The organism is Pseudomonas sp. D2002, assembly GCF_013385735.1.
In the GTDB taxonomy this organism is placed as follows: Bacteria; Pseudomonadota; Gammaproteobacteria; order Pseudomonadales; family Pseudomonadaceae; genus Aquipseudomonas.
Map to the genome: position 1 here is coordinate 161,927 of NZ_JACAPL010000006.1, position 16,293 is coordinate 178,219.

At 59.1% G+C, this 16,293-nt stretch carries 17 protein-coding genes; 6 read left to right on the forward strand and 11 right to left on the reverse strand.

Going from position 1 to position 16,293, the window contains the following annotated elements; all coding sequences use genetic code 11:
- Positions 1-15: 15 nt before the first annotated feature.
- A complete protein-coding gene (locus HX783_RS13705; protein ID WP_177017216.1) occupies positions 16-399 on the reverse strand; it encodes a PaaI family thioesterase in 384 nt (127 codons plus the stop codon).
- Positions 399-2,723 (reverse strand): Tex family protein, encoded by a 2,325-nt coding sequence (locus HX783_RS13710; RefSeq protein WP_159953660.1) that lies wholly within the window; start codon positions 2,721-2,723, stop codon positions 399-401. The genes HX783_RS13705 and HX783_RS13710 overlap by 1 nt, the downstream gene beginning before the upstream one ends.
- Positions 2,724-3,080: 357 nt before the next feature.
- Between HX783_RS13710 and ompR the strand changes: the two genes are divergently transcribed.
- Positions 3,081-3,821, forward strand: coding sequence for a two-component system response regulator OmpR (gene ompR / locus HX783_RS13715; protein WP_053255745.1), 741 nt, complete (start codon positions 3,081-3,083; stop codon positions 3,819-3,821).
- 117 nt (positions 3,822-3,938) lie between these two features.
- Positions 3,939-5,252, forward strand: coding sequence for an ATP-binding protein (locus tag HX783_RS13720; RefSeq protein ID WP_159953661.1), 1,314 nt, complete (start codon positions 3,939-3,941; stop codon positions 5,250-5,252).
- Between the two features lie 141 nt (positions 5,253-5,393).
- On the opposite strand, the gene rimK is transcribed toward HX783_RS13720, so the two are convergent.
- The 3 genes from rimK to HX783_RS13735 are packed head-to-tail and all read right to left on the reverse strand — an operon-like array spanning position 5,394 to position 7,571.
- Entirely contained in the window at positions 5,394-6,299 is a 906-nt protein-coding gene (gene rimK, locus HX783_RS13725) for a 30S ribosomal protein S6--L-glutamate ligase (protein ID WP_025855543.1), read from the reverse strand.
- Positions 6,296-6,760, reverse strand: a complete 465-nt coding sequence (locus HX783_RS13730) for an ATP-dependent zinc protease (RefSeq protein ID WP_174245656.1) — start codon at positions 6,758-6,760, stop codon at positions 6,296-6,298. The genes rimK and HX783_RS13730 overlap by 4 nt, the downstream gene beginning before the upstream one ends.
- 31 nt (positions 6,761-6,791) lie before the next feature.
- Complete coding sequence (locus HX783_RS13735; protein WP_177017217.1) at positions 6,792-7,571, reverse strand: EAL domain-containing protein; 780 nt, start codon at positions 7,569-7,571, stop codon at positions 6,792-6,794.
- 116 nt (positions 7,572-7,687) lie between these two features.
- Here HX783_RS13735 and HX783_RS13740 point away from each other — a divergent pair, with 116 nt between their 5' ends.
- Positions 7,688-8,095: an RNA-binding S4 domain-containing protein gene (locus tag HX783_RS13740; RefSeq protein WP_053255749.1), complete on the forward strand. Its 408-nt coding sequence runs from the start codon at positions 7,688-7,690 to the stop codon at positions 8,093-8,095.
- 135 nt (positions 8,096-8,230) lie between these two features.
- On the opposite strand, the gene HX783_RS13745 is transcribed toward HX783_RS13740, so the two are convergent.
- Complete coding sequence (locus tag HX783_RS13745) at positions 8,231-9,034, reverse strand: phosphatase PAP2 family protein (protein WP_177017218.1); 804 nt, start codon at positions 9,032-9,034, stop codon at positions 8,231-8,233.
- A gap of 125 nt (positions 9,035-9,159) precedes the next feature.
- Between HX783_RS13745 and hslO the strand changes: the two genes are divergently transcribed.
- Both hslO and HX783_RS13755 read left to right on the forward strand, forming a co-directional pair.
- Positions 9,160-10,062, forward strand: coding sequence for an Hsp33 family molecular chaperone HslO (gene hslO, locus HX783_RS13750; protein WP_159953665.1), 903 nt, complete (start codon positions 9,160-9,162; stop codon positions 10,060-10,062).
- Positions 10,063-10,241: 179 nt separating this feature from the next.
- A complete protein-coding gene (locus HX783_RS13755) occupies positions 10,242-11,783 on the forward strand; it encodes a phosphoenolpyruvate carboxykinase (RefSeq protein ID WP_159953666.1) in 1,542 nt (513 codons plus the stop codon).
- 56 nt (positions 11,784-11,839) lie between these two features.
- Here the strand turns inward: HX783_RS13755 and HX783_RS13760 are convergent, their stop codons facing one another.
- From HX783_RS13760 to HX783_RS13780, 5 genes are all read right to left on the reverse strand, one after another.
- Positions 11,840-12,703 (reverse strand): DMT family transporter, encoded by an 864-nt coding sequence (locus tag HX783_RS13760; RefSeq protein ID WP_256347165.1) that lies wholly within the window; start codon positions 12,701-12,703, stop codon positions 11,840-11,842.
- Between the two features lie 160 nt (positions 12,704-12,863).
- Positions 12,864-13,220: a DUF1493 family protein gene (locus HX783_RS30285; RefSeq protein WP_159953667.1), complete on the reverse strand. Its 357-nt coding sequence runs from the start codon at positions 13,218-13,220 to the stop codon at positions 12,864-12,866.
- Positions 13,221-13,506: 286 nt separating this feature from the next.
- Positions 13,507-13,989 (reverse strand): hypothetical protein, encoded by a 483-nt coding sequence (locus HX783_RS13770; protein WP_177017219.1) that lies wholly within the window; start codon positions 13,987-13,989, stop codon positions 13,507-13,509.
- Positions 13,990-14,214: 225 nt separating this feature from the next.
- Positions 14,215-14,538: a hypothetical protein gene (locus HX783_RS13775; protein ID WP_177017220.1), complete on the reverse strand. Its 324-nt coding sequence runs from the start codon at positions 14,536-14,538 to the stop codon at positions 14,215-14,217.
- 196 nt (positions 14,539-14,734) lie between these two features.
- Positions 14,735-14,923 carry a YhfG family protein gene (locus HX783_RS13780; protein WP_177017221.1) on the reverse strand — a complete coding sequence of 63 codons (189 nt, stop codon included), beginning with the start codon at positions 14,921-14,923 and terminating at the stop codon, positions 14,735-14,737.
- A gap of 164 nt (positions 14,924-15,087) precedes the next feature.
- Here HX783_RS13780 and HX783_RS13785 point away from each other — a divergent pair, with 164 nt between their 5' ends.
- Positions 15,088-16,263, forward strand: coding sequence for a tetratricopeptide repeat protein (locus tag HX783_RS13785; RefSeq protein ID WP_159953671.1), 1,176 nt, complete (start codon positions 15,088-15,090; stop codon positions 16,261-16,263).
- Positions 16,264-16,293: the final 30 nt, after the last annotated feature.

Below are 16,293 nucleotides of genomic sequence, written 5' to 3' on the forward strand. Positions count from 1 at the left end.
ATCGAGGGCGGGGAGCTAGAGGACAGCGAAGGTGCCTTGTGCTTTTGCGACAAGTCTTTCGCCTTGATGCACATCGGCTTCGACCACCAACGTACGTCGACCGGCGTGAATCACGCGACTGGTGCACAGCACGTCGCCATCCGACACAGCTCGGATATAGTTGATTTTGCACTCGATAGTCGCGCTCTGCTGGTCGAAACCATGGGCGCTGGAACACGCCAGACCCATGGTGATGTCCACCAGGCTGAAAATTGCCCCGCCGTGGAGCTTGCCCGCGCGGTTGCGCAAGTGCGGCTCCAGGGTCAGGGCCACCTCGGCAACGCCTTCTTCAAGGCGTTGCAGGCGGCAGCCGATCAGTTCGCTGAACGCGCTCTGGGTCAAACCGGCCGGGATTTCCATCAACGTTTCTTCAACTGTTTGGCATTGGCAAACAGCGACGCCATGGCGTTGTTGCTCGGCGCTGCGGTGGCGGTTTCTTTGCGTGGCGCGTTGTTTTGCGACTGGCGCGGCGCCGAACCTGGGCGTGCGCCACGGGCACCGTCGATTTTCTCGCCGGGGGTGTCGCTCATGCGCATCGACAGGCCCACGCGTTTGCGCGGGATATCAACTTCCATCACCTTGACCTTGACCACATCACCGGCTTTCACCGCTTCGCGTGGGTCTTTGATGAACTTCTCCGAAAGCGCAGAGATATGCACCAAACCGTCCTGATGCACGCCGATGTCCACAAAGGCGCCGAAGTTGGTCACGTTGGTGACCACGCCTTCGAGGATCATGCCCAGCTGCAGGTCCTTGAGGTCTTCGACGCCGTCCTGGAACTCGGCGGTCTTGAACTCGGGACGCGGGTCGCGGCCAGGTTTTTCCAGCTCTTGCAGGATGTCGGTGATGGTCGGCACGCCGAAGGTTTCGTCGGTGTACTTCTTAGGGTCCAGGCGCTTGAGGAACGCGGCGTCGCCGATCAGCGAGCGGATGTCGCGGTCGGTCTCGGCGGCAATGCGTTGCACCAGCGGATAGGCTTCCGGGTGAACCGCCGAGGCGTCCAGCGGGTTGTCGCCGTTCATCACGCGCAGGAAGCCGGCGGCCTGTTCAAAGGTTTTTTCACCCAGGCGAGCGACTTTTTTCAGCGCCGCGCGGGTTTTGAACGCGCCGTTTTCGTCACGGTGAGTGACGATGTTCTGCGCCAGTGTGGTGTTCAGGCCGGAGATACGGGCCAGCAGTGCCACCGAGGCGGTGTTCACGTCCACGCCGACCTTGTTCACGCAGTCTTCCACCACCGCGTCCAGGCCGCGCGCCAGTTTCAGCTGCGACACGTCGTGCTGGTACTGGCCGACGCCGATGGATTTAGGGTCGATCTTCACCAGCTCGGCCAGCGGATCCTGCAGGCGACGGGCGATGGAGACGGCGCCACGGATCGACACGTCGAGGTCCGGGAATTCCTTGGAAGCCAGTTCCGAGGCGGAGTACACCGACGCGCCGGCCTCGGAGACCATCACCTTGGTCATCTTCATGGCTGGGTATTTTTTGATCAGCTCGGCGGCCAACTTGTCGGTTTCACGGCTGGCGGTGCCGTTGCCGATGGCGATCAGGTCCACCGAATGCTTGGCGCACAGGGCAGCCAGGATGGCCAGGGTCTGATCCCACTTGTTGTGCGGCACGTGTGGGTACACGGTGGCGTGGTCGAGCAATTTGCCGGTGGAGTCGACCACCGCGACCTTGCAGCCGGTGCGCAGGCCGGGGTCGAGGCCCAGGGTTGCGCGCGGGCCGGCCGGGGCGGCCAGCAGCAGGTCATGCAGGTTGTGGGCGAAAACGTTGATCGCCTCGGTTTCGGCGCCGTCGCGCAGTTCGCCGAGCAGGTCGGTTTCCAGATGGGTGTAGAGCTTGACCTTCCAGGTCCAGCGCACGACTTCACCGAGCCATTTGTCCGCAGGACGGTTCTGATTCTGGATGCCGAATTGTTGACCGATCATGCCTTCGCACGGGTGCATGGTGCCCGGCAGCTCGTCACCGACTTTCAGTGCGGAGCTGAGAATGCCTTCGTTGCGGCCGCGGAAAATCGCCAGCGCACGGTGGGACGGCATGCTCTTGAGCGGTTCGTCGTGTTCGAAATAGTCGCGGAACTTGGCGCCTTCTTCCTCTTTGCCGGCGATGACGCGGGCGCTGAGGGTGGCTTCCTGCTTGAGGTAGGTGCGCAGTTTTTCCAGCAGGCCGGCGTTCTCGGCGAAGCGCTCCATCAGGATGTACTTGGCGCCTTCGAGGGCAGCCTTGACGTCGGCGACGCCTTTCTCTGCGTCGATGAAGCGCGCGGCTTCGGTTTCCGGGGTCAGCGACGGGTCATTGAACAGGCCGTCAGCCAGGTCGCCAAGGCCGGCTTCCAGGGCGATCTGGCCCTTGGTGCGGCGCTTCTGTTTGTACGGCAGGTAAAGGTCTTCGAGGCGCGTTTTGGTGTCGGCGAGCTTGATGTCGCGTTCCAGTTGCGGGGTCAGCTTGCCTTGTTCCTCAATGCTGGCGAGGATGCTGATACGCCGTTCGTCGAGTTCTCGCAGGTAGCGCAGGCGCTCTTCCAGGTGACGCAACTGGGTGTCGTCGAGGCTGCCGGTCACTTCTTTACGGTAACGGGCGATGAAGGGCACCGTAGAGCCTTCATCCAGTAGAGCGACGGCCGCTTCGACCTGTTGTGGGCGTACACCGAGTTCCTCGGCGATGCGGCTGTTGATGCTGTCCATAAAACCACCTGAAATTCTGAAAGCAGCTCGCAGGCCCGGAAAACAAGGCCTTGCGAGGCTGGTTGAGCGGCCCGTCTGGCGCCGCTGCCTGGGTCAAGAGGCTGCCTATTGACCCTCGAAATCGGAAATTTGCTGCCCGCCGCTGAAAAAAACGAATAAGGCAGTAAGCAGTAAAGTCTGACATTACCCTGCACAAAGGCGGCGCATTATAACCAGCGTTCCGCCTCGGGTGGGGAATGCGCCGCAGGTTGCAGGGTAAGGGTTCGCTGGCGGTAGAGGAAAAATCTGCTAACAATGCACACGGTGCGTATAACGGCAGCTACGCCATAATGCGCGCCGAGATAAGAGGAGCATCTAATGAGCAGCACTGCACAAACTGCTGAAGGCGAAAAAATTCTCATCGTTGACGACGATCCGGGGCTGAGCAGCCTGCTGGAGCGTTTCTTCAACTCCAAGGGCTACCGTGCCCGCGCGGTGCCGAACACTGAGCAGATGGACCGCCTGTTGGGGCGTGAAGTGTTCAATCTGGTCGTGCTCGACCTGATGCTGCCCGGCGAAGACGGCCTCACCGCCTGCAAACGCCTGCGCGGTGCGAACAACCAGATTCCAATCATCATGCTCACCGCCAAGGGCGATGAGCTGAGCCGCATCAAGGGCCTCGAGCTGGGCGCTGATGACTACCTGGCCAAGCCGTTCAATCCGGACGAGCTGATGGCACGGGTCAAAGCCGTATTGCGCCGCCAGGCTGCCCCGGTCCCGGGCGCGCCAGGCAGCGAAGATGAAAGCGTCACCTTTGGCGACTACGAACTGTCGCTGGCGACCCGTGAGCTCAAGCGTGGCGAAGAAGTGCACATGCTGACCACCGGCGAATTCGCCGTGCTCAAGGCTCTGGTGATGAACGCTCGCCAACCGCTGACGCGCGATAAGCTGATGAACCTGGCCCGTGGTCGGGAATGGGACGCCCTGGAGCGCTCCATCGACGTGCAGATTTCCCGTCTGCGCCGCATGATCGAGCCCGATCCGTCCAAGCCGCGTTATATCCAGACGGTGTGGGGCGTGGGTTATGTGTTTGTGCCGGATGGCACTGCAACCAAGTAATCGATGATTTGCAGGCGCGGGCAGCCCGGCGTTTGACTCCATAAGGGTCAACGGGCTGCCCGGCGTCTGCATTTCTGCGAGCGCCGCTCGTTTCTGCAAGCTGTCTGGCAGTCTCCTATGAAAACCCCGTTGTGGTTCCCGCAAAGTTTCTTCTCACGCACCCTTTGGCTGGTGCTGATCGTCGTTCTGTTTTCCAAGGCGCTGACGCTGGTTTATCTGTTGATGAACGAAGACGTGCTGGTAGACAGGCAGTACAGCCACGGCGTCGCCCTGACGTTGCGCGCCTATTGGGCGGCCGACCCAGAGAATCGCGAAAAGATCGCCAAGGCTGCGACCCTGGTGCGTGTGGCCGGCGCAGGCGTGCCGGAAGGCGAACAGCATTGGCCCTACAGTGAGATTTATCAGCGCCAGATGCAGGCCGAACTGGGTGAAGACACCGAGGTGCGGCTGCGTATGCATGTCTCACCGGCGTTGTGGGTGCGGGCACCGAGCCTGGGGCAGGATTGGCTGAAAGTGCCGCTGTACCCGCACCCGTTGCGTGGGCAGAAGATCTGGAACGTGCTGGGCTGGTTCCTCGCCATCGGGCTGCTTTCAACGGCGTCTGCGTGGATTTTCGTGCGTCAGCTTAACCAACCGCTCAAACGCCTGGTATTCGCAGCACGCCAACTGGGGCAGGGCCGCAGTGTGCGCCTGCCGGTCAGCGACACGCCCAGTGAGATGACCGAAGTGTACGGCGCCTTCAACCAGATGGCGGAAGATGTCGAACAGGCCGGCCGCGAGCGCGAGCTGATGCTGGCGGGCGTGTCCCACGACCTGCGCACGCCGTTGACGCGGTTGCGGCTGTCCCTGGAGTTGATGGGCAACCATAACGACCTGACCGATGACATGGTGCGTGACATCGAGGACATGGACGCGATTCTCGATCAGTTCCTGGCGTTCATCCGTGATGGCCGCGATGAGGTCGTGGAAGAAGTCGATCTCACGGACCTGGTGCGTGAGGTGGTGGCGCCCTACAACCAGAACGGCGAACAAGTGCGTATGCGCCTGGAGCCGATCCAGCCGTTCGCGTTGCGCCGGGTGTCGATGAAGCGCCTGTTGAACAACCTGATCGGCAATGCCTTGCACCATGCCGGTTCCGATGTGGAAGTGGCGGCGTATGTGTCCGGCGACAGTGCTGCGCCGTATGTGGTGCTGAGTGTGATGGACCGTGGCACGGGCATCGACCCGGCGGAACTGGAAGGGATTTTCAACCCGTTCACCCGTGGCGATCGAGCTCGCGGTGGCAAGGGCACAGGCTTGGGCCTGGCGATTGTGCGGCGGATTGCCTCGATGCATGGCGGCAATGTTGAACTGCGCAACCGCGAAGAGGGCGGCCTGGAAGCGCGCGTGCGGTTGCCGCTGGGCTTGATGCTGCCGAGAGACGCGGTTTAATAAGCGACAAAAATCAAATGTGGGAGCGGGCTTGCTCGCGAAGGCAGAGTGTCAGTCAACAGATATATTGACTGATCCGGCGCATTCGCGAGCAAGCCCGCTCCCACATTAGTTTTGCAGTGTGAGAAAGCTTGCTCTGTATCAGCCCTTACCCTTGGTCCGCGTCATATTCGGCCCACCATTCTTCTCCAGATGCTGAATGATGATCCCCGCCACATCCTTCCCGGTGGTGGTCTCAATCCCTTCAAGCCCTGGGGATGAATTCACCTCCATCACCAACGGCCCGTGGTTGGAGCGCAAGATATCCACACCCGCTACGGCCAGCCCCATTACCTTGGCCGCCCGCAGCGCGGTCATGCGTTCTTCCGGGGTGATCTTGATCAGGCTGGCGCTGCCGCCACGGTGCAGGTTGGAACGGAACTCCCCCGGCTTGGCCTGGCGCTTCATCGCCGCAATCACCTTGTCACCCACCACGAAGCAGCGGATATCCGCACCGCCGGCTTCCTTGATGTATTCCTGCACCATGATGTTCTGCTTGAGACCCATGAATGCCTCGATCACCGATTCCGCCGCGGTTGCGGTTTCACACAGCACCACGCCGATGCCTTGGGTGCCTTCGAGCACTTTGATCACCAGCGGCGCGCCGTTGACCATGTCGATCAGGTCGGGGATGTCGTCGGGGGAGTGGGCAAAGCCCGTCACCGGCAGGCCGATACCGCGACGCGACAGCAGTTGCAGCGAACGCAGCTTGTCCCGCGAGCGAGCGATGGCCACCGATTCATTCAGGGGAAATACGCCCATCATTTCAAACTGGCGCAACACCGCGCAGCCATAAAACGTCACTGAGGCGCCGATACGCGGGATTACCGCATCGAAGCCTTCCAGCGGCTTGCCCCGGTAATGGATCTGCGGCTTGTGGCTGGCAATGTTCATGTAGGCACGCAACGTGTCGATCACCACCATTTCGTGGCCACGTTCGGTGCCGGCCTCAACCAGGCGGCGGGTGGAATACAGACGCGGGTTTCGCGACAGCACAGCAATCTTCATGCAGCACCTGGGGCAGAAATGGTAGAGACCGGGAACACCGGCTTGTCTTGAACGTATTTGACGCCGGGATTGACCACCAGGTGGCCGTCAATCAACGCTTTGGAACCCAGCAACAGGCGGTAACGCATGGCTTTGCGGCAGGCGAGGGTGAACTCCACCCGCCACACCCGATCACCCAACGCCAGCGTTGTGCTGATCACATAGCGCACCTGCGCATGGCCGTTGGAGCTCTTGATGGTTTTCATCGTCACCAAGGGCGCTTCGCAGCGACGGTGACGCAGTTGCACTACGCTGCCCAGGTGCGCGGTAAAGCGCACCCACTTCTCGCCGTCGCGCTCAAACGGCTCGATATCGGTGGCGTGCAGGCTTGAGGTGCTGGCGCCGGTGTCGATCTTGGCGCGCAGGCCTGCCACTCCCAAATCGGGAAGTGCCACCCACTCACGCAGACCCACAACGGTCAAATGGTCAAATGTCTTCAATATGGGTAACCGATCAGTTCGCCCAGGCGTGAGGTGGAACCTCGGCCAGGGCTTTGAATGCAGGCTTGGCGAACCAATAACCCTGCATCAGAAATATTCCGCAGTCGGACAGGAAGTCGCGCTCGCCAGCACTTTCGATGCCTTCGGCAATGACAGTAACGCCCAACTGCTCACAGATTGTGACAATCCCCTGGACGATGACCTGGCGGACACGATCCTTGTCGACATCGCGAATCAGCGCCATGTCGAGTTTGATCAAGTCAGGTTGGAAATCGGCCAGCAGGTTCAGCCCCGAATAGCCCGCGCCGAAATCGTCGATGGCGGTCTTGAAGCCGAATTCGCGGTATTCACGCAGAATATTGGTCAAATGGCGATAGTTATCTACGTGCTCGCTTTCCAGCGTCTCGAAAATCAGCTGGTCCAGCGGAAAGTTGTGCGCCCGGGCTGCCTCCAGGGTGCTGCGGATGCACAGTTCCGGCCGGTACACGGCATTGGGCATGAAGTTGATCGACAGATGGGTTTGCATCCCCAAGGCTGCGGCCCCGGCAATCGCCTGGGTGCGACAGCGCTGGTCGAAGCGGTAACGGTTGGTTTGGTTGACTTGATCCAGCACCGACAGCGCGCCTTCGCCCTGAGGGCCGCGCACCAACGCTTCATGGGCGAAGATCGAATGGTCGCGAAGGTCTACGATAGGCTGATAGGCGAACGCAAAATCGAAACCCAGGGGTTCGCTTTGCTGGCAACCCACGCAGCGCTGATTGGGCGAGGTGAGTGAAGTGGGGAAGTCGGTCACAGCGTATCCTCGCGAAAACAGGGTGGTGCCTGGCGTATCTTAGGTGAGCGTTGGGGTTTATGCGTCGAAGAGCTTCAACGGTAAAGTTGCGACATTTTTCAGAGCGAGGAATTCAAGTGGCTCAAAAGCAGGAAGAGGAAGAAAAAGTCCGTTTGGACAAGTGGCTGTGGGCGGCGCGTTTCTTTAAAACCCGTGCCTTGGCCAAGGCCGCCATCGAGAGTGGCAAGGTGCATCATCGCGGCGAGCGCTGCAAGCCGGGCAAGGAACCGCGCGTCGGTGATGAACTGCAGATTCGTGCAGGGTTTGATGAAAAGACCGTGGTGGTGCAGGCGCTTTCCGTTGTGCGCCGTGGTGCACCCGAGGCGCAGGCGCTATACACCGAGACCGAAGCCAGCATTGCCAAGCGCGAAAACGCAGCGGCCATGCGCAAGGCCGGTGCCACCGGAATGACCACCGATGGCAAGCCGAGCAAGAAACAGCGCCGCGATTTGTTCAAGTTTCGCGGCAGCGGCAATGACGATTGATTGCGCACATCTTCCGGCCAATGGAGATCAAATGTGGGAGCGGGCTTGCTCGCGAAAGCGGTGGATCAGTGAAAAACTCTTAACCTGACATACCGCATTCGCGAGCAAGCCCGCTCCCACATTGAGCCTGTGCAGTTACGCAGTTTGGCGCATCACGCTCAATCGCCCAATCACCGGCAGCTTGCCCAGCAACCCGAAGATCGGCGCCGTCACCCGCAACAACGCACCGGACACCTTCGCCGCAAACGGCGTGTAATAACCCCAGCCCAGTGCCAACAGCGCCAGCAACACGCCACCGATGTAATCGTCCTGCCCCCAATGCGCGCCCGCTACCAGCCGCGGCATCATGAACAGCAGCGCCAAACCCCAGATCACCAGCACCTGGCCAATACGCTTGGCAAACACCGTCATGAACATGCCCCAAATCAGCAGGACTGAAGCATGATCGCCGGGGAAGCTCTGGCTTGAACGGTCCTTCAGTTCCCAGGTTTTCTCAAGCCCTGGGAAGGAGTCACTCATATGAATGGCTCCGCTGATCACCATCGACGGGCTGCTGTGCTGCCAGCCCATCTGCGCCGCGAGTTTGGAAAACAGCATGCGGATGAACAGCAGCAACAGCAGAATGCCCAAAAAGCCAAAGAATGCCTGGCGCACCTGCACCGCCTTGAACACCCAGTCACCGCGAATCAACAGCGCCAGCAGAATCACCCCGACCACCGCGTCAAATGGCCGCAAGCTGGCGACAGCCCACACATGCAGCCATGCCGAATTGCTCGCCAGTGGATCATTAAGCAGATGGAACAGCCATTCGTCGAAAATCACACACAGCATCTGGCCCGTGGGCCACAGCCAAAAACACAGCAGGCCGATAGCGAGTAGATTGCACAGAGCCCATCGCCGGAGGTTCCACTTGGCTTGGAACAAACCCGGATTGTTCATAAACTGTCCCTCTTCGCTCTATTTAGCTCTCCGTTTTCAGGAGAAAGCCGCACCAATATGGTGCTAAAGCGGTTAATTTTATAAACCTTGTAATCAATTTGTCATCAATTCAGATACCCAGACCTATGACTGATCTACCGGATACCGACTTCACCCAACGCTTCATCTTCGACGAGAACGACGCCCGCGGCGAACTGGTCTCGCTGGAGCGCAGCTATGCCGAAGTCCTTGCCAAGCACCCCTATCCGGAGCCGGTCGCGCAGCTGCTCGGTGAGCTGATGGCGGCGGCTTCGCTGCTGGTGGGCACCATGAAGTTCGACGGTTTGCTGATTCTGCAGGCGCGTTCCGAAGGGCCGGTGCCGATGCTGATGATCGAGTGCTCCAGCGAGCGCGAAATCCGTGGCCTGGCCCGTTACGACGCCGACCGCATTGCGCCGGACGCGACCCTGTCCGACCTGATGGCCAACGGCGTGCTGGCGATTACCGTCGACCCGACTGAAGGCCAGCGCTACCAGGGCATCGTCGACCTTGACGGCGAAACCCTGTCGGACTGCTTCACCAACTATTTCGTGATGTCCCAGCAGGTCGGCACCAAGTTCTGGCTGAATGCCGACGGCAAACGCGCCCGTGGCCTGCTGCTGCAGCAACTGCCGGCCGACCGCATCAAGGATGACGATGAGCGCACCGACAGCTGGCGCAAACTGACTGCCCTGGCCGGCACCCTGACCGCGGAAGAGCTGCTGGGCCTGGACAACGAAACCATCCTGCATCGCCTGTACCACGAAGAGGCCGTGCGCCTGTTCGACGCACAGGGCCTGCGCTTCCGTTGCAGCTGCTCGCGCGAGCGTTCGGCGAATGCCCTGGTCAGCCTGGGCCTGGAAGATGCGCAGAATCTGGTGGTGGAACACGGTGGCAATATCGAGATCGACTGCCAGTTCTGCAACCAGCGTTACCTGTTCGATGCGGCCGATGTAGCCCAATTATTCGCCGGCGCAGGCATCGACACCCCTTCCGACACCCGCCACTAAAACGTTTAAGCACAGGTAAATCACCTGACAAACGCCGGATTAGCGCAGTTCTGACGGGAGGGCCCTACTCTTTTTGGGCTTTTCTGGCATAATCCGGCCCACTTTTTTCGCGGTAGTAGTGCGCAACTTTCTACTACAAAACGTTTGGAGCACTCGGCCATAGGCCGACGGGGAACCTCATGACGCAAGCCAATAACGCCGTATACACCGATCTGAGTGTTGACGATCTGGTTAAAGAAGCCCTGCAGCGCGGTGAAGGCGTGCTTGCCGATACTGGCGCGCTGGTCGTAGAAACCGGTCACCGTACCGGTCGTTCGCCGGTCGATCGCTTCATCGTTGAAGAGCCTTCCACCCAGGACGCAATCGCCTGGGGCCCGATCAACCGCAAGTTCCCGGCCGACAAGTTCGATGCGCTGTGGGCTCGCGTCGAGGCCTTCAACAACGCGCAAGAGCATTTCGTTTCCCACGTTCACGTAGGGGCTGCAGAAGACCACTACCTGGCCGTAAAAATGACCACCCAGACTGCCTGGCAGAACCTGTTCGGTCGTTGCCTGTTCATCAACCCGGCCCAGTACAACCCGGCCGGCCGTGATGAATGGCAAGTGCTTAACGTAGCCAATTTCGAGTGCGTGCCAGAGCGTGACGGCACCAACTCCGACGGTTGCGTGATCCTCAACTTCGCACAGAAAAAAGTCCTGATCGCCGGCATGCGCTACGCCGGTGAAATGAAAAAAGCCATGTTCTCGGTGCAGAACTTCCTGCTGCCGGCCGCCGACGTGCTGCCAATGCACTGCGCCGCCAACATCGGCGAAGCAGGCGACGTGACCCTGTTCTTCGGTCTGTCGGGCACTGGTAAAACCACGCTGTCGGCCGACGAAAGCCGTTACCTGATCGGTGACGACGAACACGGCTGGGGCGAAGGCGTGGTGTTCAACATCGAAGGCGGTTGCTATGCCAAGTGCATCGACCTCTCCGAGAAGAACGAGCCGGTTATCTGGAAAGCCATCAAGCACGGCACCGTGCTCGAAAACGTGGTGATCGACGACGCCAAGCACGCCGATTACACCGACGTCAGCCTGACCCAGAACAGCCGCGCCGCGTACCCGCTGGAACACGTTGCCAAGCGTTCCGAGAAGAACCTGGGCGGCGAGCCTAACGCTGTGATCTTCCTGACTTGCGACCTGACCGGCGTGCTGCCGCCAGTGTCCATCCTCAGCGAAGAACAAGCGGCCTACCACTTCCTGTCTGGCTACACCGCTCTGGTGGGCTCGACTGAAATGGGTTCCGGCAGCGGCATCAAGTCGACCTTCTCCACCTGCTTCGGCGCGCCATTCTTCCCACGCCCGGCCGGTGAATACGCAGAACTGCTGATCAAGCGCGTACGCGGCTTCGGCTCCAAGGTTTACCTGGTCAACACCGGCTGGACCGGCGGCGGCTACGGCGTCGGCAAGCGCTTCAACATCCCGACCACTCGCGGCGTTATCGCAGCAATCCAGAGCGGCGCGTTGATCGGTGCTGAAACCGAACACCTCGACACCATCAACCTCGACGTGCCACTGGCCGTACCGGGCGTTGAAACTGGCCTGTTGAACCCACGTAACACCTGGGCTGACAAAGCGGCCTACGACGAAGCGGCGAAAGCGCTGGCCGGTCTGTTCATCGAGAACTTCAAGAAGTTTGAAGTGAGCGATGCGATCAAGGCGGCCGGGCCTAAGTTGTAAGGTTCGGTTGTTGTGAAAAAGCCGCCTCTAGGGGCGGCTTTTTTGTGCGAGAAAGGTTAGTCGACGATGTGCAAAACCACGGCGCCAACCAATACCAACACAACGCCCAGCACCTGCACCGCCGACAACCGCTCCTTGAAAAACACAAACCCAAGAATCGCCGCAATCCCGCCCGACAACGTACTAATCACTGTCACCACTGAAACCGACCCCGCCATCGCCCCCCACGAAAACGCCGAGAACCCGCCGAGGTTCATCAGGCTCGCGCCGGTCAACGTCGCGCAGTTTTTCAGCGGCGGAATCTTCAGGCCGTCTTCGATCTTCAGCACCATCACCACCAGCACGCACAGGCCTACGAGGTAACCCAGCCACAACATGGTGATCGGCCCCAACGCGGGCAAGGTGTAGCGGCCCTGCAGCCAGAAGCTGGTGCCGTAGAGCAATGCTGCGAGCATGGCGTAGGCGATGGACAGGCGTGGGTTGTTGTGGGGAACGCCGTCGTCCTTGTGGAGGCTGTATAGGATTACGCCAATGACGCACAGGCCGATGCAGCCGAGTTGAGTCAGGCTGATGTGTTCGCCGCTGGCCCAGGACAGCAGCGTGGTGACGACGCCGTAGGACGTCACCAGCGGCGCGACGATGGCTGCTTTGCCCAGGGCGAAGGCCTTGGACAGCGCGAGGGCGCCGGAGACGGTGAGCAGCGCGGCGGTAATACCCAGGAGCCAGACGCTCAACGGGGCATTCAGGGATTTGAACAGGAACGTCGGGAAGATGACCAGCAGCAACGTCATGATCAAAAAGCCAAGGGCTTGGCCGAAGTACACCGCGCGTTTAACGCCGACGGCGCGGGCGTTGAGGCCCACAAGAAAATCCGTGCCACCCCAAAGCAGGGCGGCCAGCAGGCCCATTAATACGTCCATGTACAGTCCTTGTTATGTCAGTAATTCGCCAGATTAACGCAGAACCCATGTGGGAGCGGGCTTGCTCGCGAATGCGGTGGGTCAGTAAGAAATACTCTGCCTGACACACCGCCTTCGCGAGCAAGCCCGCTCCCACATTTGAACCTCAGTGTTCTTGGGATCAGCTGAGGTTTTCCAGGGTTTGCGTGTCCCAGCTATGGGTTTTGATAGCCAGGTAGAGCATGCCGATGGTCAGCGGGATCTTATCGCCCCGGCCCTTGGCGCGGCGCTTGAGGAACACATCGAACACCGGCGGCTGGAAGTAACGATAAGCGTCGTAGTCGCCCAGGTCGACGGCAAAGTCCTGCTCCAGCGCTTCCATGAATTGCTTGGCCTCGGCACGGTCGCAGCCGAGGTCGAAGTTGAGCGAGGTTTCAAGACGAAGGGTCTTGTGTTTCGGCAGGCCGATTTCTTCGTGCAGCAATTGCAGAAGCTGCTGCATGACCGGGTCTTCGGGGAAGTTGGGGGCGAAGTTCATGGTGGGGGCACGCAGGAGTGGGTGAGGGGAATGGTTGCGTTGTCGGCGGAATTTGTTTCGGGTGATCAACAGACGGATGCCGATGATAAAGGCGAATGTCGGAAGACTTTCGAATTGTAATTCTCTTAGCCAGGAAGTGGCGCGGTAGAGAAGCGTTGGGCCGATGATTATGAGGGCCAGCCCGACCCATTTTCTGAGATCAGGATGCTTCAATCTTCTATCAAGGAGCATGGCAAGGGCGATTAGGATTAGGAGCGTGATCCAAACGCTGTATTCGACCATCGTCTCACCCTCCCTGGAACTGTCGGAACATTGCTGACAATGATCGCTGAGGGCCGATTCCGCCGCTCACCTGTGCATCGATTCCAATAACAACATCCCCTGCGTGATAGCTGCGGATGACATCTTTAACTTTCAGACCAATGATGCTTCCCACTGCACCTCCAAAAAATGGTGACACACGGCTCAGTGGTGCTGAAACAGCGCTGGCAATTAAGCCTGCGACGATGGTCCCGCGCTCGTTAAGCAGGTCAGCTTGCTGTCGGGTCAGTGGCTTGGATATCGCGACAGTCATCTTGCAAGGCAAATCACGGGCGAGCATCTTCTCGTAGAGATCCGCCAGTCGATAACGTACCTCGTTTGCCGAAGCACCTGCTTCTAACAAGCAGAGGTTTGCTAGAGCGTGTTTGTGGGCAGGTAAAACGGTAAAACGAATCACCGTGAAGGTGACGCCATAATGGCCGATGTATTGAGTCCTTTCGATGTTCACAGATTTTTGCCAGCGCAATTGTGAGAGCGCTAGTTTCCGTCATACAACGGGGAGTTATGTAGAGGGTTGAGCAGGTGTTTTAAGCAGTTTAGGAAGAGGACTACGACGTATTTAAGGGTTTCTCACAGCGCTTTCCGGCATTTGCGGTTTGACAGTGATTTTTTGAGCAGCGCCCATCAAATAGGGGAGCCGGCGCGACGATTCGACAAGCCAGCTCCCACAGTTTTAACTCAGCGGCTGGCTTGGTTGTGTTTGCTTATCGACTGTCGGTTGCAGTTGCACATGTTGCGATGCTTCCAGCAGATCACAGCCATCCTGCACCAGCAGGTAAAGAGCATTGATGATGTGGGAGATGTCTTTAAGGTCGGCGTGTTCGAAGGTCAGGCAGGTGAAGGTTTCCAGTAAGTCGGTGGCAGCACGGATGCGCTGATGTGCGGCGGACTGGATGTCTTCGGCGCTGGCTTCGGTGTCGATGATGAGAGGGTGGGTGTCGGTGAAGTTGGTGCTAAGAATACGATAGCGATTGGCAGAGAAATTGGGGTTTGCCATAACGGGCACTCCGATACAAATTCAAAGAAATACACCAAATAAATTGGCACGTTTATCTCTGCTGTTATTCGGGTGACCAAGCCCGGCCGCTTAATTTGCAGCGACGGAGCGAACCATAGAAGTGAGCGCTATGTGGAGCAATAAACGCATGGTTTAAGTCGGTACGGTTCAGATCATTTCCATGCGAAGCGAACGATCATTTGCTTTCAGTGAGAGGCATGAAGCGGGCGCGGTATTTGGCGATGACGGCTTCACGGGACGGTGGGGGATTATCAACATCGGCCGGCTGTGTATCAAAACCTTCCAGGCGCAAGCTGGCCAAATAATTGGAACGTCGGATTCTCTTGTAATGAGCCTGCTTTTGTTTAAACGTCGTCTCTTTCATAGGGCGGCCCTCCAAGGCCACAGCCGATCTCGGCGCAATGCCAAGTGTTCAATAAAACCACGTCACATTCCGCACAAAAATTCCGCCAACCAGCTGAATTCAGCGTATGTTTCACCGCAAAATCTTGTAGGGCGATTCCGCCCACTACTTAAAGGGAGTTAAGCATGGGTTTGCTTCGTGTCGCCTCGGCGGTGTCATTGTGTGCGATGGCGTTTTCGGTCCAGGCCGAGCAGTTGCCGATTGAGGTGTTGAGTGCGGTGGTCAAGGACCAGAAAATCGCCGATGCCGAGGTACTGCTGCAACGTAACGGCGCACAAAACGTGGTGGGACGCACCAACGCCCAAGGCCAGGTGACCCTCACCAGCGAAGCGGCCGATGACGCCAGCAACCTGTTGATCATCAAGAAGCCTGGCTACTCCAACCTGGTGGTGAAGTGCCCGTGTGCGGGCATGACCTATGCCATCAGCCCGGTGATGGAAAACCTCGACGGCTTGCGTGTGGTGCTGACGTGGGGCAAAACCCCTGAAGACCTCGACTCCCACATGATTTTCCCCGGCAACAACATCTTCTTCGGCAACCAGAAAGGCACCGACGCCGAGCTGGATGTGGATGACACCGACAGCTACGGCCCGGAAACCATCACCCTGCAGAAAAAACACTATGGCGAAAGCTACGTGTACGCCGTGCATGACTTCACCAACAGCGGCAATCCAGGCTCGCGGCAGTTGTCCAACAGCGAGGCCAAGGTGTTTGTGTACATGGGCCAGTCTCTGGTGCGCACCTATTACGTACCGAAAAACCGCAGCGGTAACCTGTGGACCGTGTTCCGCATGACCGGCAGTGGCGACTTCCAGGACATCAACAATTTCAGTGGCGTGACGGTTGACGCGCCTAACGTGCTCAACGAAGTCAAACCGTTGCTGGATGACAGCGTGGCGGTCACGGCTGTGGCTGTCAGCTCTTCCGCACAGGCCGATGCGAAGCGTCTTAACCTACAAGGTGAAGCGGCCTACCAGGCTGGCAAGCTCGACCAGGCGATTGACCTGTTCCGCCAGGCTATCGACCTGGACAATGGCTTCGGTAAGGCCTACGGCAACCTCGGTTTGGCCTATCAGAAAGCCGGCAACACCGCCGAGTCGATCTGGGCCAACCGCAAGGCCATCGCCCTGGCGACCGGCGCGAATGCAGCGACCGTGCGCGCAGGCGCCTACTACAACATTGCGCGGATTTACGAAGCGGCGGGACAGTTCTCGGATGCCTTGCGTCATTACCAGTTGGCGAAAGAGCAGAAGGCCAACCCGGTGTATGACACGGCGATTGAGCGCGTGCAAAACCGCTGATTCCGGTTTAACACAGCACTGAAAATGTGG